Source organism: Xanthocytophaga flava, from assembly GCF_030068545.1.
Taxonomy (GTDB): domain Bacteria; phylum Bacteroidota; class Bacteroidia; order Cytophagales; family 172606-1; genus Xanthocytophaga; species Xanthocytophaga flava.
In genome coordinates, this window is the sequence record NZ_JASJOR010000030.1 from 78888 (window position 1) to 98323 (window position 19436).

Genomic DNA, 19436 nt, shown 5'->3' on the forward strand with positions numbered 1-19436 from the left:
ACATTATTTTAAGCTACCATTTTACCTGCATTGTCAGCGAGCAAAGAATCATTTTACATTTATCTTCTTATTTCTCAATACTTTATTGGTAAAACTTCCCCATGGACAATTTACGCAAATACCACACATCTCTCAATCGTTTATTGCTGGCTCAGATGTATCGGACCGAAGCCTACAAGAAAGCCTCAGAAGGTACTGTTGATATAAAGATGAAGCGCCTTTTTAAAGATAATGCAAGAATTGGAAAAAAGTTTATTGAAGATATTTCTTTGATGATTAATCCACTAATGATAGCTGAGACGGAAGATACGGATTTACCGACTCATTATCAGCGTACATGGGAAGCTTTACCAGATATATTATTTGGAGAAAGTAAAAATACTGTTTTGGATCAATACTTGACAGGAGAGAATCTTTCATTCCAGTTATATACAGAGGTATTGAATTCAGAAACAGAGTTTCCTGAACTTGTTAGAGATGTTCTGCTAAGTCAACAGGAAATTATACGTTATACAATAGAAGAAATGAAGGAGATGAAAGTAAGTAAGTTAAATCTTTTCTTTCGTAAATTTACTCAACTCAGACGCTTCTTTTTTCAGCGAAGAATTCAATTTCAATAAAATACCTGTATAATCTATTCACTAGCCTAAATAATAACTTTCGTTTAGAGAGTGTTATTTGGCAAATTCACTATAAGTGTTCACAATCAATGACATCCATAACATTAAAAGGACAGGCTGCTATTGTAACAGGTAGTAGTTCTGGTATTGGTAAGGCTATAGCATTAGCTTTGGGAAAGGCAGGTGCTAATGTACTTGTAAATTATCACGGACATGCAGAAGAAGGAGAGAAAGTGGCTGAGGAGATACGGGCAATGGGGGTAAACTCTATAGCTATTAAGGCAGATGTTAGCCAAGAAAATGATGTCAATGAGATGTTTGATCAGGCATTAAAAACTTTTGGGCGGATTGATATTGTGATTAGTAACTCCGGAATTCAAAAGGATAGTCCATTAGTAGACATGACACTAGATCAGTGGAATCAGGTGATAAATGTAAATCTTACAGGCGCTTTCTTATGTGCTCGCAGGGCAGCGCAGGAATTTCGTCGTCAAGGGATAGATGCATCTATTTCAAAGGCTGCTGGCAAATTGATATTTATGAGTTCTGTTCATGAGGTTATTCCTTGGGGCGGACATTGTAATTATGCCGCTTCAAAAGGTGGAATGATGTTATTTATGAAGTCTATATCTCAAGAACTCGCCCCACATAAAATTCGAGTGAATAGTATTGGACCGGGCGCTATTCAAACTTCGATAAATAAAGAAGTATGGACTGACAGTGAATCCAAAGAAAAACTGCTGGAATTAATTCCTTATGGGCGAATCGGTTTACCTGAAGATGTAGGAAAAGTAGCTGTCTGGCTAGCTTCTGATGAGGCCGATTATGTAAATGGTACTACCATTTTTGTTGATGGTGGAATGACCCTTTACCCCGAATTTGCTGATAATGGGTAATACTATATATATTTTCAATTCTCTGTAACTTAAATTGAAAAAAAAGCCTTTTTCTCTAGTGGCATGTTGTTTTACTAAGCTATAAAGTAAGAATTGGAGGTTTTATCCCTAATTCATTTTATTAATCTAAAACTACGTTTATGGAAACCAATAAAGAAGCACAGAAAAATCCTGAGAATAAAAAATCTGTATTAACAGATAATAAGGACGGAGTAGAATTTAAAAAAGGAGATGACAGACCCGTTCAGAATTCTACACAACAAGGTTTTGGTTTAGATGATGGTCCTAATCAACCATTAAGCAAAGAAATGCTTAACGATTTACAGGATGCTGGTCAGAGCGATTTGCAACGGCAACGTGAAGAAGAAAAAGCAGAAAAGAAAAAGTAAAACATATAGAATAAAAGAAAGCAGAACATATGTTCTGCTTTCTTTTTATTTAAAAATTTAAAATATGAGAACTCTATTACTATAACAAGTTCTTAGATTATATCTTATTTAAGTAAGTTCCGAATAGTCATAATGTTAATAGGTTTCTCAATAAACCAATCAACACCAGCCTCGATTGCTTTTTCACGTAGATTATGCATAGCGCTTATCATAATAACTTTTCTATTTGCGCCATTTTTAAACTTGTTTATATAGTCTACTCCCTGTCCGTCTGGGAGATTATTGTCAAGCAAAACTACATCAGGCTTCAAGGAAGATACCTTCTCTATCCCTTCATTTAGGGAGAATGCGCATTCTACCGCATTAGAATCATTAACCAAAAGCTTCTGTAGTAATAGACAGATTTCTTTTTCGTCCTCTATGATTAAAACTTTCTTTTCCATTCGTGCATAATTTCATTCTTTTCTATCTATGTAAAAATCATGCCAGTTGCTGGATCAATAAACTGTAAGGGCTTAAAGTTAGAAAAAATAAAACTGTTAGCGTGGAATAGTATGAAAATGAATAAAGAAAGGGAATAAAGATATGACTTTGGAAGAGGAGATAGAAATATGTTTTGGGTAATTTTTAATTCCGCCTTATTGAGAATGACCCAAATGTAGAAACGTTTCTACATTTTCACCTATCGGCTTATCTCTACTAAGTAAGGTTCATTAATCATCACATCCAAACATATAAAACCTTTACAAAATCTACTATAAAAATGTTTGTATAAATGTTTTTGTCTATTAATAGTTATAAATCAAACAGGTTAATAAGCCTATAAAGTGTAAAGTGGCATCTTTTTTTTACTTCTGCAGTTATTTATAACCTAAAAAACAAATAAGATTATGTCAAATAACGGTAAAATTTTCTTGGGAATTGTAGCAGCAGCAGCTTCAGGAGCTATCATCGGAATGTTATTCGCACCAGATAAAGGAAGTGGTCTTCGTAAAAAGATCAGCGAATCATTAAGTGATTGGACAGATGAAGTAGTAAAAGCTGTAGCTAAAAGCAAAGATACAATAAACTCTACAGTGGATAAAGCTAGTACTAAAGTGAAATCTGCCGTTGAAGAAGGTGCAAACTATGCAAATCACGCAAAATCCTCTTCAAACGTATAGGAAGAAATTTCAATGAGTGTCAAAGACAAACTCGAAGATTCAATGGAGCACATCGAAGCGTATGTACAAACACGTTTCGAGCTTGTGCTCCTGAATACTTCTGACAAGATCGCCCATCTTATCACTGATATTGTACTCTTATTTATCGTAGGTATCGTATCCCTGTGTATTGCACTTTTTGTGGGAATCGGATTAGCTTGGTGGATTGGAGATAAGCTTCAGAATATGCCAGCTGGTTTTTTTATCGTTTCCGGAATTTACATTCTTTTGGGAATTATCTTATACATAGTGTCTAAAAAGACCATCAAAACTACATTTGTAAAGCAACTATTAAACTTGTGGAATCATGATAGGAAACATTGAAACAGATCAGGACTTTCTTAGCGAGAAAGAACGATTAGTCGCAGAAGCCGAAATGCACAAAGGCCAGATAAAACAGACTATAAAAACTTTAAAAGATGAAGTAAAACCATCCAATCTTGCCAAAGATGTACTTGGTAGCAGTTTTACTCCTGAATTATTAAAGTATGGTGCATGTATAGGATCATTTGTCCTGGTAAATGCTTTATTACCACGTCGTACTTCCTGGTTAATTAAAGCCGTTGTTCCATTTATAGCAAATCGTTATTTGAGTAAATATATAGATCAGAACTACTATACATGGTCAAATCAGATTGTTGATCAGATTGATCATGCTGAAACTGAACGAAAGCTAAACAAGTCAATTGCTTATAATGATTGATTAATCATGGACCTTCTAGGTAATGTTACAGAGCCCAGCCAAAAATCACGGATAGATCTGATTAGATCTGTTAGTTTTGTATAGTCGCTGGGCTTTACTATATAACTGTTGGCACCTAACTGATAGGATTCCTCAATATCTTTTTCTGCCTCTGATGTAGTAAAAACCAACACCGGAATAAAACGCCAGTCCGGATTGCTTTTTATTTCTTTTAAAGCCTGCCTTCCATCTTTTCGTGGCATATTCAAATCCAGAATAATCAATCCTGGAGTGAGTGATTCGTCATTTTGTTGCTTATGAAGATGATCTACCAACTCTACACCATCTCGAAAGTAGATAACAGGATTAAGTATTTTCTCTTCCTGAAAAGCATTCTGCAATAAAAACCTATCATCTGCATCATCATCAGCAACAAGGATATAAGGATTCATAGAAACTAAATTTTGTAGAGGAATCTGCTCAAAATCTACATAATAATCTTACCAATAACTAAGAACTCTACAAAATGGTTCTATATACCTTTAATTATTGGTTTTGACATCTTTGCATCCTTGTTCTGGGATAGTCAAGTTATGCTTCTATAATTGTATATATTCCTCAAGTACACTGAAAGTAAATACATCTGATTCGTGCTTTACTCTTCTACACTCTTGGAATAGTGTGGAAATAGTAATGAAAATGTTGTCAAAATCCAGTTAATATACGGATGTTGTGGAATTATTTCTACAGTGTGTGTTGTTTCTTTAGTGGCTGACCAAATACAATATTTTTTTATTTTAAATATAAGTGCCACATTTTCAGGTGTTTATAGAGAAGGTTATGGGTTTTGTAAATACGGTATGATATTCTGGCCTAAGAGTTGGTAATATAAGATGACATTCTCTTACTGACCTAATTTTTTATTACTATGCTAAAGCAAACTCAAGTTCAGAAACAAGGACTTCGCATTGCTCCTACACACATACAAATGCTAAATCTTTTGCATCTGTCAACTGATGAACTTGTTCAGCAGATTCAGAAAGAACTGGAGGAGAATCCAGCTTTGGAAGAAGGAGGAACTATTGCTGAAGAAACAGAAAGTGATGTGGTTACAGATGAATTTGAAGGTGATGATATGTATGAAGATACACCTGTAACTGAGGAACTGTACGATTGGGATAGCTTGGTGGATGACGATATGCCTAACTACAAAACTCAGGTTAATAATTATGCAGATCAGGAAGAATATTCCCGTCCTATACCTCAGGCCAAATCATTCAGAGAAGAGTTAAAAGATCAGATACATTTTTTACCATTAACAGAAAGACAGCAACAAATTGCTGAGTTTATACTGGACTCCATTGATGATGATGGGTATCTGCGTTATTCTGCAGAAGATCTTGCCGATGATATTTCTTTTTCATTAAATGTTTTTATTGATGAAGAAGAAATCGAATCTATCCGAAAACTTATTCAGCATCTTGATCCTCCTGGAATTGGTGCACGTGACTTACAGGAATGCCTTCTTTTACAGTTATCAAGACGCGAAACAGATGAAAATGTTCTTCTCGCTTGTACAATTGTAGAGGATTATATGCATGAAATCGAAACAGGTAATTACGATCGTATTGTGCGGTTGCTGGGATTGGATTATGAACGGATGCAGGAAGTTCTGAAGCTGATTTCCTCTTTACAGCCAAAGCCTATTTACAGTGATGCAGCTACTGCTTCAGTAAATGAATATATTGTACCAGACTTTATTCTTCAGTATGAGAATGGCTCAATTCGTGTAATTCTCAACAGCAAAAATGCACCAGAACTTCGTTTAAGCCGGGCAATGCTGGATATTGCTCAGGGCAAGGCTAAAACAGATAAAAGTACTTATCAGTTTGTCAAAAATAAGGTTGATTCAGCCAGATGGTTTATCGATGCTATTCAGCAGCGGGAGAATACGATGCTTAGCACGATGAACGCAATTTTGCAATTACAATACGATTATTTTGTTTCTGGAGAAATTGTGGATCTGAAGCCAATGATTTTAAAAGATATAGCAGATATGATCGGGATGGATATCTCTACTATATCCCGGGTTACAAGTACAAGATATGTACAGACACCCTTTGGAATAATCCCTCTGAAACAATTATTTACAGAAAAAACAATTCGGGAAGATGGAGAGGAAGTGTCTACAATGGAGGTGAAAGAACTAATTGCAGATATAATTGAGAACGAAGACAAAAACCACACACTATCCGATAAAGAGATTGTAGATTTGCTGGTATCACGTGGATATAGTATCGCTCGACGGACAGTAGTAAAATATCGGGATCAGTTAAATATCCCATCTGCAAAATTACGTAAATGGACAGATGTTGGTAAACATAAACTGAGAATATAGATTACCTGTCGGCAATAGGTCATATTTCAGACAAGTTGCCGATTCAGTATTTTTAACTAGTATAGAGATACTCATAATAACCAATCAACCTTTTTAACCTATTCTTGTATGAGCAAAATTCTGGTAATTGATGATGATTTAGACATTTGTTTATTGTTAAAACGCTTTCTAACAAAACATCAATTTGATGTTCAGGTAGCAAACAATGGAAAAGACAGTCTTCATATTTTGCAAGAATTTAAACCGGATCTGGTGTTGACTGATTTCAAACTTGGAGATATGACTGGTGGAGAAATCTTAACAAAGATTAAAGAAAAATATCCACATGTTCCCGTTATTGTTATTACGGGATATTCTGATATTAAAATAGCAGTTGACGTTATGCGTTTGGGTGCATTTGATTATGTGACCAAACCTCTTTTTCCGGATGAAATTCTCCTTACTGTCCGAAAAGCATTAGAAGACTCTCAGGAAAAGGCTACCCAGCAAGTTGCTACACCAGTTATTGAATCTGGTAAAGCAGAACTAAATGGAGATAGTCTTGCAGAAAGTACCAAAAAGACAAAGACGTTTCGTTTTAACAGCGAATATATTTTTGGGAACGATCCTGCTTCCAAGGAACTTTACAGACAGATAGATCTGGTTGCTCCGACTAATTATAGTGTCATCATTTATGGTGAAAGCGGGTCTGGTAAAGAGGCTATTGCACGTGAAATCCATAAACGAAGCAAAAGACGTGACCAGCCGTTTGTGGCAATGGATTGTGGCGCTATTCCCCGGGATCTGGCAAATAGTGAATTGTTTGGTCATGAAAAAGGATCATTTACAGGTGCCTTAAGTACTAAAATAGGTCATTTTGAACAGGCAAATGGAGGAACTCTGTTTCTGGATGAAGTTGCCAACTTATCCTATGATGTGCAGGTATCCTTATTACGTGTGGTACAAGAACGAAGAGTGAAACGAATCGGTAGTACTAAAGAGATACCGTTGGATGTTCGCATTGTGGTGGCAAGTAATGAAAAGCTGATGGATGCTTTTCGTCAGGGTAAGTTCAGAGAAGATCTATTTTATCGCTTTAATGAATTTAGCATTGATGTTCCACCTTTACGGGATAGAAAAGAAGATGTTATGACCTTTGCGAGCCATTTTCTTCAAACTACCAATTCGGAACTGGGTAAAAATGTGAAAGGATTTAGCGATGATGTAATTGCTCATTTTATGAGATATCCATGGCCAGGTAATCTGAGAGAATTAAAAAATGTTATAAAACGAGCTACTCTTCTTACAGATGGAGATTATATTGAGGCTATAACCTTACCGTTTGAGATTTCGAATTATTCAAAGCTACAGTTTATTGATGATAGTCCAGTCGCCTTACCAATACCGGAAATAGAGACACATTCTGACGTTAATTCTGCTGCGGCTACTTTATCACGAAAGAATAGTCTGAAGGATGTTGCACATGGAGCTGAGTATGAAATGATTCTTAATGTATTGAAACAGGTAAACTTTAACAAAAGTAAAGCTGCCAAAATACTGGATATTGATCGGAAAACATTATATAATAAACTAAAAATTTATAACCTATAAAATTTTTCGTGCACTAACAGTATTGCTATGATGTGTAATTCCTGTTAGTGTACTTGTATATATGCAGAGTTAGGATATCTGCTCAATCTTTTACAGTCCATGCATCTTTCATCCATTATTCCTGGTCCTCGGCTTGATTCTGAAATCCTTACAGAAGATACTTTCCAGCGAATTATTGGACTCTCGTCTGTTATTATCCATATTCATGAAATTTCAGATCTAAAGATTATTTTTATCAATAAAGAGATAAATGATTTGTTAGGGTATAGTCTGGCAGATCTGGAGGAAATGAACAGATCATTGCCTGGATTATCTGATAAATTGTTTCCAGAAGGCTTCACAGGAGTTGATAATGGACTTCCGGAAGTGTGGCTTAAAGAAAGCACTGTAAAACATAAAGATGGAGGTGTAAGATACCTAAAAACAAGATATACAGTTTTAAAAAAAGGGGAGAAACAAGTTACCGGAATTCTGGGATATTCAGAGGATATTACCGAGGAGAAGATACTGTTGGAACAACTCAGACAACAGGAGTTGATTATGACCCAGGCAGAGGTAGCCATGAAATTTGGTAGTTGGGAGTGGGATATTAGTACTAATAAGATTGTATGGTCCAAAGGTCTTTGGGAAATATTTGGTCAGGATTCTCAATTATTTGAGTTAAACTATGATTCATTTCTCAGTCTGATTGATTTCAGGGATCAGAAAAGAATGAATGATTGCATTGCAAAATGTACACAGGATCATGTTCCATATGAAATAGAACACAGGATAATAAGACCTGATGGTGAACAACGAATTTTATTGGGTAAAGGACAAACCATTCTTGATGAGACAGGTAATACAATAAAACTTCGTGGAAGTGCAGCTGATATTACTGAAATAAGAAATACTACACGCCAGTTAATCAATAGCGAGGCTTTGTTGAAAGAAGCAGAATCTATTATGGGATATGGTAGTTGGGAACTGTGTCTGGATACTGGAAAGATGAGTTGGTCGAAAGGAATGTTTCAACTGCATGAGGTAGTTGAAAATGCTTTTCAGGCAATATCTTTTGATGAGTATCTATACCATTTCATCAAGAAAGAATATAGAGATATTGTTAAAAACGCCTCACTTGAGGCAATTGCTAACCAGCAAACCTTTCATATAGAAGCACAGTTGATTACTTCAAAGAAACAGTCCCGGATAGTAATTATTCATGGACGACTAGGAGAAGATGGGAGTGAGTATCCACGTAGAATGGTAGGTAGTATAAATGACATTACTCAATTACGTAAATATGAAGAGGAACTCGAATCAAAAATTCAGGAACTTAATCATTCCAACCAGGAACTGGAACAGTTTGCCTATGTTGCTTCTCATGATTTACAGGAACCTTTACGCAAAATAAGAGCATTTGCTGAGTTTTTGCAGCAACGCCTTGGTTCTAAACTTACAGAGAGTGAGTTTGATTCACTGGAAAGGATGAGAGAATCTGCCAAACGTATGCAGGAAATGATTCATACCTTACTTGAATTTTCACGAATTGGAAGGTCTCAGCAAACTTTTATCGAATTGGACTTATCTCAAACTTTGCAAAAAGTGTTGGAAGATTTAGAAGAGATGATAAATGAAAGGCAAGCTATAATACAAATTGGGAATTTGCCTAAGGTTATGGGGGTTAGTACACAAATGCACCAGCTGTTTCTAAATCTGATTGGTAATGCCTTAAAGTTTAATACCCATCAGCCAGTAATTGTTGTTTCTTCCAGTTTAAATCAGGAGATAGATACTAAAAAATACTGGCAAATATCTGTTTCAGATAATGGAATAGGCTTTGATGCTGAGTACGCTGAACAAATATTTATCTTATTTAGACGATTAAATGCGCGCTTTGAATATTCTGGAACAGGCATAGGTCTATCTATTTGTAAAAGGATTGTTGAAGGACATGGAGGCACTATATGGGCAGAAAGTGTTCCAGGAAATGGGGCTACCTTTACTTTTACATTACCTTTCTCTGAGTAAGCATATAAACAGACATTTTATTAATTACCTGTAAAAAAATCCTTTAAGAGAAATAAAGGTACCACTCTACAAATGGAAACTATTCGTGTGCTGTTAGTCGATGATGATGAAGATGATTATTTATTAATGAAAAACTATCTGAGTGGCATACCAGATAAAGAATTTATGGTCAGTTGGGCCTATCGTTATCAGGATGCCATTCAAAAAATTGCAGAAAAGAATCATGATATCTATATCTATGATTTCTTTCTTGGTGCAAAGAATGGGTTGGACCTTATTCGGGAAACCAAAGAAATTGATGAAGATGCTGCTATTATACTACTGACAGGTAAAGGCAATTCGGATATTGACAGAAAGGCGACAGAACTTGGAGCTATGGACTATCTTATCAAGAGTGAATTAGATAGCGAGAAAGTTGAAAGAAGTATCCGGTATTCCATTGAACGTATGTCTGCAATTCGGGCTTTACGCGAAAGTGAACGTAAATACCGGAATATCTTTGACCAGTCTCAAGACTTTATTTTTTTGATGGATGATAAAGGAACTATCTTGGATGTTAACTCAGCAGGAAGCCAGATTCTGGGATATAAGAGAGACGAGTTCTTACAGATGCAACTTCAGGACCTAATGGAAGAAACAGCACATAAGCGACAACTACACGAGTTGCTCCAGAATAAAAAAGAAGTAAGTGAGTGGGAAGCTGTTTTTCTATCCAAAAGTCAGAAAAAGCTTTATTGCCTTCTTTCGCTGGGCCGCCCGTCTAATGAGGATAACAGTTACTATCAGGGCACACTGCATGATGTAACTGAAAAGAAAAGACTGGAACGAAATGCTACTCTGGCTGAAAAAATGGCTGCCAGTGGACGTCTGGTACGTACAATGGGTCATGAAATTCGCAATCCTTTGACAAATATTAATCTGGCTTTGGACCAACTGGAAGCTGAGTTGGTAGATGACTCCTTTTCGTTGTATACAGATATTATCAAACGTAATGTGAATAGAGTAAATGGTCTGATTACTGATTTGTTGAATTCGCTCAAACCTACGGAAGTGAGGCGTACATTTTATCCTGTCCATCAACTATTGGATGAAACTATTGATCTGGCAAAAGATCGGGCTCATCTGAAGAAAGTGACTGTGGTGAAACAGTACGAAAAAACTGAGTGTGATTTAAATCTGGATAAATCACTGGTATCAATAGCTTTACTGAATATCATTATTAATGCTATTGAGGCAATGTCAGAAGATATAGGTACACTAACTATCGGAACAGAAATTACAGATACCTATTGTCTTACATTCATAGAAGATAATGGAGTGGGTATAAAAGAGGAAGAACTGCAACACCTGTTTGAACCTTACTTTACAACAAAACAGGATGGTATGGGGCTTGGGCTTGCAGCAACACTGAATATTCTCCAATCACATGGAGCAACAGTAGATGTAGAGTCTGAATTAGGGATAGGTACTAAATTTACTATCCGTTTTCCGAGAAATGAAAACCTGAATTAAATCTAAAACTAACCTTTTAAGAAAATCCTCATTTCTCAGCCAGAAGTGAGGATTTTTTATTTTCATGATTAATGGTCTTCATCTCATTTGCTGAATGTTCTGTTTCTTCTTTAACAATAAAGACTGCATGCTTAGACGGCTCTATAGGTGTCCCAAAACATTGTGAGTAAACCTTTGTAAACTCTGCACCAAAATAGAGGATAATAGAGGAGTAATATACCCACAACAGAATCACAATAATAGAACCGGCCGCCCCATATGTGCTACCAACATCAGATTGACCGAGATAAAAACTTATCAGAAATTTACCTAACGTAAATAATACAGCTGTAAATGCTGCACCAATTAATGTGTCTTTCCAGCGAGGGTTACCATCCGGAAGTACTTTAAATATTATTGCAAATAGTGCTGTAATGACACAGATTATAAGAATGTAATTTAGAGCATATGCAATATAGAGTGTGTAATCAGAGAATAGACGTTCTAACTGTTGGCTGAGAATATCTAAAAAAGCACTGACTATAAGAGATACCAATAGTAAAAAGCCTAATGTAATAATAAGAGAGAAGGATAACAGGCGATTTTGAATAAACTTAAACCACCCTTGTTTGGGTTTAGCCTTGATAGACCAGACAGAGTTTATAGAATCCTGAATTTCAATAAATACACCAGTCGCACTGAATATTAATGTCGCAATACCTATGATAGCCCCCATATGACTATCTCCAGATATCTGTACATTTTTAATTATTTCCTGTATTTGCAACGCTGCACTTTTACCAATTACCGAATCTATCTGACCGTAGATACGACCTTGTATAGCTTCCCTTCCATAGAATACCCCTAAGAGTGAGATCACAACAATTAGTAGAGGAGCTAGTGAGAAAACTGTATAGTAAGATAAAGACGCACTAAGCTTCATCGCATTGTCATTTATAAAAGCATTGAAGCTACCTTTTAATACTGTCCAGAAGTTTTGAAAAAATTTTTTTACATGCATAGTTGTACTAGTAAGGTCATTCGGAATCTCAACTAATGCAAAGAAAAATTTCGTAACTTCTTGAAATGGTTGATTTTGCTTGCGAATTGTAGAAAAACAGTCACAATTGTACCCTATCTACTGAATGGTTGAGTACTATACTAAGTGAGTTTATACTAAGAGAGTAATGGCATGATTCTTTGAAAATCTTTGGTAGTAAAAACAAACTGAATATACTAAACCTTATCAACCATGAGAAATTTATTGTATATCGTTGCCGTCATTTTATTGATTGGATGGCTTTTGGGATTTTTTGCATTTAGCCTTGGTGGATTAATCCATATTCTATTAGTAATTGCTGTAATCGCATTGATTCTGGCTGTTATTAGAGGTGCTGCCAGTGTGTAGCAGGGTTATATTTGTATTGAATCTTTTGGAATTACATATAAGAAAGATGTGAGAATTGAATGGAGTAAGATAATCTTTCTTTTGGCAAACAGCTTATATCATATAAGCTGTTTTTTGTTTTTAGAAATATGATACGTTGCAGGGCTTTTTAGAAAAGTTTGATGTGCAAATAGTATACTTGCAGGCTTTTACTGAAATAAAGCTGTTGAATGACAAAGCCATCCCTATTAATTATTGATGATGAAGTAAAGCTGAGATCGTTATTGACACGTATTCTTGAGCTTGAAGGATATACTATCTGGCAAGCATCTACTGTACGCCAGGGTTTACAAGAACTGGAAAAACACACAGACGTTTTACTGATTTTAACTGATGTTCGATTACCTGATGGGGATGGAATAGATCTGTTACAAAAAGTAAAATCAAAATACCCAGAGATAGAAGTTATTGTAATGACTGCCTATGGTACCATTTCTGATGGAGTAAAGGCCATGAAATTAGGTGCGTTTGATTATATCACAAAAGGTGATCAGGATGAACAAATGCTTCTCACCATAGAAAAGGCTTTGGAAAAAGCTCAGCTTAGAAAAAAAGTCTCAGAGTTGGAGAGTAAGATGAATACGCAGAGTGGTTTTGAGACAATTATTGGCTATGCACCTGCTATAACTAATGTAATCAATATGGCCAGAAGGGTCGCTGCAGCTGACACTTCTGTTTTATTGGAGGGTGAAACAGGAACAGGAAAAGAATTATTCGCACAGGCCATTCATCAGGCAAGTACACGAAAGGGAAAACCCTTTGTAGCAGTTAATTGTAGTGCTTTTCCCAAAGATTTGCTGGAATCTGAGATGTTTGGCTACCGGAAAGGAGCCTTCAGTGGTGCTGTATCTGATAAAAAAGGTTTATTTGAAGAAGCAGACACCGGAACCCTATTTCTGGACGAAATCGGAGAGATGCACACAGATTTACAGTCCAAACTCTTGCGGGTACTGGAAACCCAGACATTTACCAAATTAGGCGATACTAAACCTACCAAAGTGAATGTTCGTATTGTAGCTGCAACCAATCGAGACCTGAATAAAGAGGCAGAGAAGGAGCATTTTCGTCTGGATTTATATTATCGGTTATCGGTCTTTAAAATCCAGATTCCAGCTTTACGTGAACGCAAGGATGATATACCCGCTCTAGCTTTGCATTTCTGCCAGTATTATGCTTTAAAAACTAATAAAAGAATCGATTCCCTGGCCCCTGACTTTATCAAACAATTGTTGGGATATAATTGGAAGGGCAATATACGTGAATTAAAAAATATCATTGAACGAGCTGTTATTCTTTGTGACTCGGATCAACTTACAGCAGATCTGCTACCTATTGAAATTCTGTCAGATAAAACAGATAAAGCTATCAACCATTCTGAAACATCTATTTCAGCAATTGAGAAGATTCATATCCAGAAAATTTTGTCCGTAACAGGCGGTAACAAACCAGAAGCAGCTAATTTGCTTGGTATAGGTCTTACTACACTTTACCGAAAGATGCACGAATATGGTTTAGAATAACTCCATTGCTTTCTGTTAAAAAGCCCTGTAGATGCAAATATCTATAGGGTTTTTTATTTCACTCCAATCCTGTTGAAAATTCTATTTTATCAATTTTAGCAAACCCATTTTTTCATTTTGAAAAAAAATCATTTTCAAAATGAAAAAGTTAAAGCTCTTTAATTATTTCTTGTTTGAGGTAAGTAATTGATTTTTAGAAAGTTGTTGTTTATGTCTAATCCTTTTAGATAGATGGCATTTCATTTGGCATTAGTGAGGAAACGATTCGATAAAACCAAATCGAAATTAACTCTTAACAATACTCTTTTATGTCGCTTCCAATTCTGCTTTTCATTGCCTTTTTGCTTTGCTTGATAGGATTCTTCTTGTCCTATAATTTACCAAAGAAGAAGACTTCAAAAGTTTCTGTTTCTAAAAATTATAAATCATAATCGGTTACTACTATGTCTGACGTTCTGATGATCATTCTACTTGTTCTTGCTGGTCTGATCTGCTTCTGGCTATTTTTTAAATCTGTTGACTTTTTTGAAAATGTTTAATCTGTCAACCCTCTCTACTTTATGATTGCCTTACTAATTATTTCTATTGTGGTTTTTGGGTATCTGTGTTATGTACTCATCAAGCCTGAAAAGTTCTGAGAATATTTGTTTACGCTTATAAAATTTATACTATTCTATGATAAATGAATTGGCAGGAGTTGTAGTCATTTTCGCTGTTATTATTTTGACAGGCTACATCCTGGGTAAATATATAGCCAAAGTTTATGCAGGAGAGAAATCTCTGCTGGACTTTATGTCTCCACTGGAAAATATGTTCTATCGCCTGTCAGGTATTGATCCAACACGGGAAATGACTTTGAAGCAGAATTTGTTTGCCCTGCTTACAATCAATCTTATCTGGTTTTTACTAGGTATGCTGGTATTAATGACACAAGCGTGGTTACCTCTTAATCCGGATGGTATTCCGAATATGTCTCCTCATCTGGCTTTTAATACTACTATCAGTTTTATTGTTAACTGCAATCTACAACATTATTATGGCGAGTCAGGGGTATCATACTTTTCACAGTTGTTTGTTCTGACGTTTTTTCAGTTTGTTTCTGCTGCGACCGGTATGGCTGCTTTTGCCATTCTCATTAATGGGCTACGTGATCGGACAACAAGTGATCTGGGGAATTTTTGGAATTACTTTATAAAAAGCATTACCCGTATCCTGTTGCCTATTTGTGTGATGCTGGCTATTGTCTTTGTGATTAATGGTATGCCTGCCACATATGAAGGAAAGGAAACCATTCATACTCTAGAAGGAGCCACTTTACCTGTGTATAGAGGACCTGTAGCTGCTATGCTACCCATCAAACACCTGGGAACTAATGGGGGTGGTTACTTTGGAGCAAACTCTGCCCATCCATTGGAAAACCCCAATTATTTTACCAACTCTGTTGAGTTGATTGCACAAATGATCCTCCCTGTGGCGTTGGTGTTTACCCTGGGTTTTTACCTGAACAGACGAAAGCTTTCCTGGATGATATTTGGTGTGATGACGATAGGCTTCCTAGCACTGGCTATTCCGACTATGATTGCAGAAACACAAGGCAACTCTGCTATTGCAGCTATGGGAATTAACCAGTCTCATGGCAATATGGAGGGAAAAGAAGTGCGCTTTGGTCCGGTTGTTTCCGGATTCTGGTCTATCGCAACAACCGTAATCTCAACTGGATCCGTAAATGGTATGCAGGATAGCTTAACTCCACTTTCCGGCTTGAATGCGTTACTGGCAATGATGATTAATGCTTTTTATGGTGGAGTAGGTGTAGGCTTCGAAAACTTCTTCATCTACCTGATTATTGCAGTATTTATATCTGGTCTGATGGTTGGACGTACTCCAGAAATGCTGGGGAAGAAAATTGAAGCACGGGAAGTAAAGATTGCTATGATTGTGGCTTTGTTATCTCCGTTTTTAATTCTGGTTGGTACAGCTATGACAGCTTGGTTTGCGGCAAATAACGCAGCCCTGGTAGGATATGGTGGTAAAGAATCCTGGTTGTACAATCCTGGCTTCCACGGATTTTCGGATATACTCTATGAATTTACTTCCTCTAATGCCAATAATGGTTCTGGTTTCGAAAGTCTGGGAGATAATACTCCCTGGTGGAATATTGCTACGGGTTTTGTTCTGATCCTGGGGCGCTATATACCATTGATCGGGCCTGTAGTTATAGGAGGATTGATGGCTCGCAAGAAATTTATTCCAGAATCATCAGGTACCTTACGTATTGACACAGTAACCTTTGGTGTGATGATTATGGCTGTTGCAGTAGTGATTACAGCACTTTCATTCTTTCCCGCACTGGCATTAGGACCTTTAGCAGAATATTTCTCTATGTAATTGATTTTGGGAAATATATAATATATGTTCTGTTTGTAACTTATTGTTTATCAACGAAAAATGGCAACTAAAAATAAATCCGGATTATTTCGGAAAGAATTTATGGCCGATGCTTTGAAAGAATCATTTGTCAAACTTAATCCGGTTACAATGATTAAAAATCCAGTCATGTTTACCGTAGAAATTGGAACAGTAATTATGCTGGCTGTGTGCCTCAATATTCTATTGACAGGTGAGGTAAGCCAGGGATCTCTGGGATATAATCTGAGTATCTTTGTTATTCTTTTACTTACACTCTTGTTTGCCAACTTTGCAGAGGCATTAGCGGAAGCAAGAGGAAAGGCTCAGGCAGAATCCTTACGAAAAACCCGTTCAGAAACCCCGGCTAAGCGTGTACTTTTGGTTGGAGACATTAAACTGAATGAAATTCAGGTAGTGAGTTCTTCTCAACTTAAGAAAGGAGATATATTTGTATGTGATGCTGGAGATGTAATTCCTGCTGATGGGGAAATTATAGAAGGATTAGCTACAATTGACGAATCAGCGATTACAGGTGAATCCGCGCCCGTAATTCGGGAAGCAGGTGGAGACCGTTCAAGTGTAACAGGCGGTACACTGGTATTATCTGATCATATCAAGGTGAAGGTAACCACTCAACCCGGTGAAAGCTTTCTGGATAAAATGATTGCGTTAGTAGAAGGTGCAAGCCGCCAGAAAACTCCTAATGAGATTGCACTTACTATTCTGCTGGTTGGTTTTACACTTACCTTTTTACTGGTAACAGTTACACTCAAACCGTTTGCTGATTATGCACAGACTCCTATAACTATTGCTGCACTAGTATCCTTGTTTGTATGTCTGATCCCAACTACCATTGGAGGATTGTTATCTGCTATTGGGATTGCCGGTATGGACAGAGCGCTACAAGCAAATGTAATTACCAAGTCAGGACGTGCTGTAGAAACAGCAGGGGATATTGATACGTTGCTTTTGGATAAAACGGGTACAATCACCATTGGTAATCGGAAAGCGACAAATTTTTATCCTGCAACCGGAATTGACAAAAAGTTATTCATTGAACATTGCATGTTGAGTTCACTGGCTGATGAAACACCAGAGGGAAAATCAATTGTTGACCTAGCTGGTACTAGTTTAAATGGATCTGCCTCTGGTAAAAAAGAGCTACCGCAGGGTAGTCTATTGATTAAATTTACCGCAGAAACCCGTTCCAGTGGTGTAGATCTGACTGATGGACGCAAAATTAGAAAAGGTGCTTTTGATGCCATTAAACGAATGGCATTACAGAGTGGAAATACTTTTCCAGTAGAGACAGAAAATACGGTAAGAGATATTGCTGCTAATGGTGGAACTCCTTTAGTCGTTGCAGAAAATAATATGGTAATGGGGGTAATTGAATTGCAAGATATCATCAAACCAGGTATCCAGGAACGATTTCAGCGTTTGCGCAAAATGGGAGTGAAGACTGTGATGGTAACAGGTGACAACCCGTTAACTGCCAAATATATTGCAGAGAAGGCTGGGGTAGATGATTTTATTGCCGAAGCTACTCCAGAACAAAAGTTAAACTATATCCGTAAAGAACAAACTGGTGGTAAGCTTGTCGCTATGATGGGTGACGGTACCAATGATGCACCTGCTTTGGCTCAGGCAGATGTGGGGGTTGCTATGAACTCAGGTACACAGGCTGCAAAAGAAGCTGGTAACATGGTTGATCTGGACAATGATCCTACCAAACTTATTGAGATTGTTGAGATTGGTAAGCAACTACTCATTACTCGTGGTACACTCACTACCTTTTCTATTGCCAACGATGTGGCTAAATACTTTGCCATCGTACCCGCTTTGTTTATGGGATCGATTCCTGCTTTACAGGCTTTGAATATCATGCATTTGACAAGTCCTCAATCAGCTATTCTGGCAGCTGTGATCTTTAATGCTATCATTATTCCTTTTCTGATTCCTTTGGCGTTACGAGGTGTAGAATATAAACCAATTGGAGCCAGTGCATTATTGAGAAGAAACTTACTGGTATATGGTTTGGGAGGTGTTATCGTCCCTTTTATAGGGATTAAAATCATAGATGTAGTGATTACACTATTGGGAATGGCTTAAAGAGATTTTTCAGATTGGTAGACACATTAACACTGATCTGAACTCCCACTATTTTACTTACTTAATGAACTTTGTATATGTTATCGTATTTAAAACAATCCGTCATAATTACGTTAGTATTGTTTGTGTTTTTGGGTGGTATATATCCTTTATTTGTTGTAGGAATTGCCAGAGTCGTTGGCCCAAATGGGGGTAAAGGAGAAATCATCAAACGAGGAGAGAAAATTGTAGGGTTTGCTAATGTAGCGCAACCCTTTACCTCTGACAAATATTTCAATTCGCGTCCTTCTGCTTTCAACTTTGATGCAACAAATGGCTCTTATGGCTCCAATGCTGGTCCATCTAATCCGGATTATCTGGCAACTGTTCAATCCAGAATAGACACTTTTCTGGTACATAATCCTGGAATTAACAAATCTGATATTCCTTCTGAATTAGTTACAGCTTCTGGTAGTGGACTTGATCCTCATCTATCTCCGGAAGCTGCTTATGTTCAGATTGCACGTATTGCTCAGGTCCGTAAGCTTTCCCAGGATAAAGTCAAAGCATTGGTTGACGAACAAATGGAAGACCGTTTTTTAGGTATCTTTGGTCCTCGTCAGGTAAATGTCCTGAAGCTGAATCTCGCTTTGGATAACCTTAAATAATTTCTTATTCAGTTAATTTTCTT

19 protein-coding genes are annotated in these 19436 nt (G+C 36.8%); 16 read left to right on the plus strand and 3 right to left on the minus strand.

All coding sequences use genetic code 11. From position 1 onward, the window contains the following. Positions 1–101 precede the first annotated feature (101 nt). From QNI15_RS30860 to QNI15_RS30870, 3 genes are all read left to right on the plus strand, one after another. Positions 102–620, plus strand: coding sequence for a hypothetical protein (locus QNI15_RS30860; RefSeq protein WP_313992994.1), 519 nt, complete (start codon positions 102–104; stop codon positions 618–620). Between the two features lie 89 nt (positions 621–709). Then, positions 710–1516, plus strand: a complete 807-nt coding sequence (locus QNI15_RS30865; protein WP_313992996.1) for an SDR family oxidoreductase — start codon at positions 710–712, stop codon at positions 1514–1516. Between the two features lie 140 nt (positions 1517–1656). Beyond that, positions 1657–1905 carry a hypothetical protein gene (locus QNI15_RS30870; protein WP_314035535.1) on the plus strand — a complete coding sequence of 83 codons (249 nt, stop codon included), beginning with the start codon at positions 1657–1659 and terminating at the stop codon, positions 1903–1905. Positions 1906–2009: 104 nt separating this feature from the next. Here QNI15_RS30870 and QNI15_RS30875 read toward each other — a convergent pair whose 3' ends face one another. Continuing rightward, complete coding sequence (locus QNI15_RS30875; RefSeq protein ID WP_313980662.1) at positions 2010–2348, minus strand: response regulator; 339 nt, start codon at positions 2346–2348, stop codon at positions 2010–2012. A gap of 447 nt (positions 2349–2795) precedes the next feature. On the opposite strand from QNI15_RS30875, the gene QNI15_RS30880 reads away from it, so the two are divergent. From QNI15_RS30880 to QNI15_RS30890, 3 genes are read left to right on the plus strand one after another with little or no spacing between them, the layout of a single operon-like run. Beyond that, complete coding sequence (locus tag QNI15_RS30880; RefSeq protein ID WP_313980666.1) at positions 2796–3068, plus strand: YtxH domain-containing protein; 273 nt, start codon at positions 2796–2798, stop codon at positions 3066–3068. Positions 3069–3110: 42 nt separating this feature from the next. After that, positions 3111–3431, plus strand: a complete 321-nt coding sequence (locus tag QNI15_RS30885) for a phage holin family protein (protein ID WP_313993000.1) — start codon at positions 3111–3113, stop codon at positions 3429–3431. Continuing rightward, on the plus strand, positions 3415–3810 hold the full coding sequence (locus tag QNI15_RS30890) for a hypothetical protein (protein ID WP_313980670.1): 396 nt from the start codon (positions 3415–3417) through the stop codon (positions 3808–3810). The genes QNI15_RS30885 and QNI15_RS30890 overlap by 17 nt, the downstream gene beginning before the upstream one ends. Here QNI15_RS30890 and QNI15_RS30895 read toward each other — a convergent pair. Further along, positions 3798–4241 carry a response regulator gene (locus tag QNI15_RS30895; protein WP_313993002.1) on the minus strand — a complete coding sequence of 148 codons (444 nt, stop codon included), beginning with the start codon at positions 4239–4241 and terminating at the stop codon, positions 3798–3800. The genes QNI15_RS30890 and QNI15_RS30895 overlap by 13 nt on opposite strands. Positions 4242–4717: 476 nt before the next feature. On the opposite strand from QNI15_RS30895, the gene rpoN reads away from it, so the two are divergent. The 4 genes from rpoN (at position 4718) to QNI15_RS30915 (ending at position 11299) form a co-directional block, all read left to right on the plus strand. After that, entirely contained in the window at positions 4718–6187 is a 1470-nt protein-coding gene (gene rpoN / locus QNI15_RS30900; RefSeq protein WP_313993004.1) for an RNA polymerase factor sigma-54, read from the plus strand. Positions 6188–6295: 108 nt separating this feature from the next. Further along, positions 6296–7777 carry a sigma-54-dependent transcriptional regulator gene (locus QNI15_RS30905; RefSeq protein ID WP_313993006.1) on the plus strand — a complete coding sequence of 494 codons (1482 nt, stop codon included), beginning with the start codon at positions 6296–6298 and terminating at the stop codon, positions 7775–7777. 99 nt (positions 7778–7876) lie between these two features. Beyond that, on the plus strand, positions 7877–9787 hold the full coding sequence (locus QNI15_RS30910) for an ATP-binding protein (protein WP_313993008.1): 1911 nt from the start codon (positions 7877–7879) through the stop codon (positions 9785–9787). Positions 9788–9859: 72 nt separating this feature from the next. Beyond that, positions 9860–11299 carry a hybrid sensor histidine kinase/response regulator gene (locus tag QNI15_RS30915; protein WP_314035538.1) on the plus strand — a complete coding sequence of 480 codons (1440 nt, stop codon included), beginning with the start codon at positions 9860–9862 and terminating at the stop codon, positions 11297–11299. 28 nt (positions 11300–11327) lie between these two features. Here QNI15_RS30915 and QNI15_RS30920 read toward each other — a convergent pair whose 3' ends face one another. Further along, positions 11328–12299, minus strand: a complete 972-nt coding sequence (locus QNI15_RS30920) for a YihY/virulence factor BrkB family protein (RefSeq protein WP_313993012.1) — start codon at positions 12297–12299, stop codon at positions 11328–11330. A gap of 231 nt (positions 12300–12530) precedes the next feature. Between QNI15_RS30920 and QNI15_RS30925 the strand changes: the two genes are divergently transcribed. From QNI15_RS30925 to kdpC, 6 genes are all read left to right on the plus strand, one after another. Then, the gene (locus tag QNI15_RS30925) at positions 12531–12686 is read left to right on the plus strand and encodes a lmo0937 family membrane protein (RefSeq protein WP_313980682.1); all 156 of its coding nucleotides are present in this window, start codon (positions 12531–12533) and stop codon (positions 12684–12686) included. A gap of 209 nt (positions 12687–12895) precedes the next feature. Next, complete coding sequence (locus tag QNI15_RS30930; RefSeq protein WP_313993014.1) at positions 12896–14245, plus strand: sigma-54-dependent transcriptional regulator; 1350 nt, start codon at positions 12896–12898, stop codon at positions 14243–14245. A 560-nt stretch (positions 14246–14805) separates the two neighbouring features. Beyond that, complete coding sequence (kdpF, locus tag QNI15_RS39025; RefSeq protein ID WP_390902227.1) at positions 14806–14883, plus strand: K(+)-transporting ATPase subunit F; 78 nt, start codon at positions 14806–14808, stop codon at positions 14881–14883. A gap of 37 nt (positions 14884–14920) precedes the next feature. Further along, positions 14921–16633 (plus strand): potassium-transporting ATPase subunit KdpA, encoded by a 1713-nt coding sequence (gene kdpA, locus QNI15_RS30935; RefSeq protein ID WP_313993016.1) that lies wholly within the window; start codon positions 14921–14923, stop codon positions 16631–16633. Positions 16634–16693: 60 nt separating this feature from the next. Next, complete coding sequence (gene kdpB, locus QNI15_RS30940; RefSeq protein WP_314035540.1) at positions 16694–18766, plus strand: potassium-transporting ATPase subunit KdpB; 2073 nt, start codon at positions 16694–16696, stop codon at positions 18764–18766. Between the two features lie 77 nt (positions 18767–18843). Further along, positions 18844–19413, plus strand: a complete 570-nt coding sequence (kdpC, locus tag QNI15_RS30945) for a potassium-transporting ATPase subunit KdpC (protein WP_314035542.1) — start codon at positions 18844–18846, stop codon at positions 19411–19413. Positions 19414–19436 lie beyond the last annotated feature (23 nt).

What these genes read in the sequence shown, in the direction of transcription:
- QNI15_RS30860 (WP_313992994.1), top strand. Translation starts at nt 102, where the DNA reads ATGGACAATTTACGCAAATACCACACATCTCTCAATCGTTTATTGCTG.
- QNI15_RS30865 (WP_313992996.1), top strand. Translation starts at nt 710, where the DNA reads ATGACATCCATAACATTAAAAGGACAGGCTGCTATTGTAACAGGTAGT.
- QNI15_RS30870 (WP_314035535.1), top strand. Translation starts at nt 1,657, where the DNA reads ATGGAAACCAATAAAGAAGCACAGAAAAATCCTGAGAATAAAAAATCT.
- QNI15_RS30875 (WP_313980662.1), bottom strand. Translation starts at nt 2,348, where the DNA reads ATGGAAAAGAAAGTTTTAATCATAGAGGACGAAAAAGAAATCTGTCTA.
- QNI15_RS30880 (WP_313980666.1), top strand. Translation starts at nt 2,796, where the DNA reads ATGTCAAATAACGGTAAAATTTTCTTGGGAATTGTAGCAGCAGCAGCT.
- QNI15_RS30885 (WP_313993000.1), top strand. Translation starts at nt 3,111, where the DNA reads ATGGAGCACATCGAAGCGTATGTACAAACACGTTTCGAGCTTGTGCTC.
- QNI15_RS30890 (WP_313980670.1), top strand. Translation starts at nt 3,415, where the DNA reads ATGATAGGAAACATTGAAACAGATCAGGACTTTCTTAGCGAGAAAGAA.
- QNI15_RS30895 (WP_313993002.1), bottom strand. Translation starts at nt 4,241, where the DNA reads ATGAATCCTTATATCCTTGTTGCTGATGATGATGCAGATGATAGGTTT.
- rpoN (WP_313993004.1), top strand. Translation starts at nt 4,718, where the DNA reads ATGCTAAAGCAAACTCAAGTTCAGAAACAAGGACTTCGCATTGCTCCT.
- QNI15_RS30905 (WP_313993006.1), top strand. Translation starts at nt 6,296, where the DNA reads ATGAGCAAAATTCTGGTAATTGATGATGATTTAGACATTTGTTTATTG.
- QNI15_RS30910 (WP_313993008.1), top strand. Translation starts at nt 7,877, where the DNA reads ATGCATCTTTCATCCATTATTCCTGGTCCTCGGCTTGATTCTGAAATC.
- QNI15_RS30915 (WP_314035538.1), top strand. Translation starts at nt 9,860, where the DNA reads ATGGAAACTATTCGTGTGCTGTTAGTCGATGATGATGAAGATGATTAT.
- QNI15_RS30920 (WP_313993012.1), bottom strand. Translation starts at nt 12,299, where the DNA reads ATGCATGTAAAAAAATTTTTTCAAAACTTCTGGACAGTATTAAAAGGT.
- QNI15_RS30925 (WP_313980682.1), top strand. Translation starts at nt 12,531, where the DNA reads ATGAGAAATTTATTGTATATCGTTGCCGTCATTTTATTGATTGGATGG.
- QNI15_RS30930 (WP_313993014.1), top strand. Translation starts at nt 12,896, where the DNA reads ATGACAAAGCCATCCCTATTAATTATTGATGATGAAGTAAAGCTGAGA.
- kdpF (WP_390902227.1), top strand. Translation starts at nt 14,806, where the DNA reads ATGATTGCCTTACTAATTATTTCTATTGTGGTTTTTGGGTATCTGTGT.
- kdpA (WP_313993016.1), top strand. Translation starts at nt 14,921, where the DNA reads ATGATAAATGAATTGGCAGGAGTTGTAGTCATTTTCGCTGTTATTATT.
- kdpB (WP_314035540.1), top strand. Translation starts at nt 16,694, where the DNA reads ATGGCAACTAAAAATAAATCCGGATTATTTCGGAAAGAATTTATGGCC.
- kdpC (WP_314035542.1), top strand. Translation starts at nt 18,844, where the DNA reads ATGTTATCGTATTTAAAACAATCCGTCATAATTACGTTAGTATTGTTT.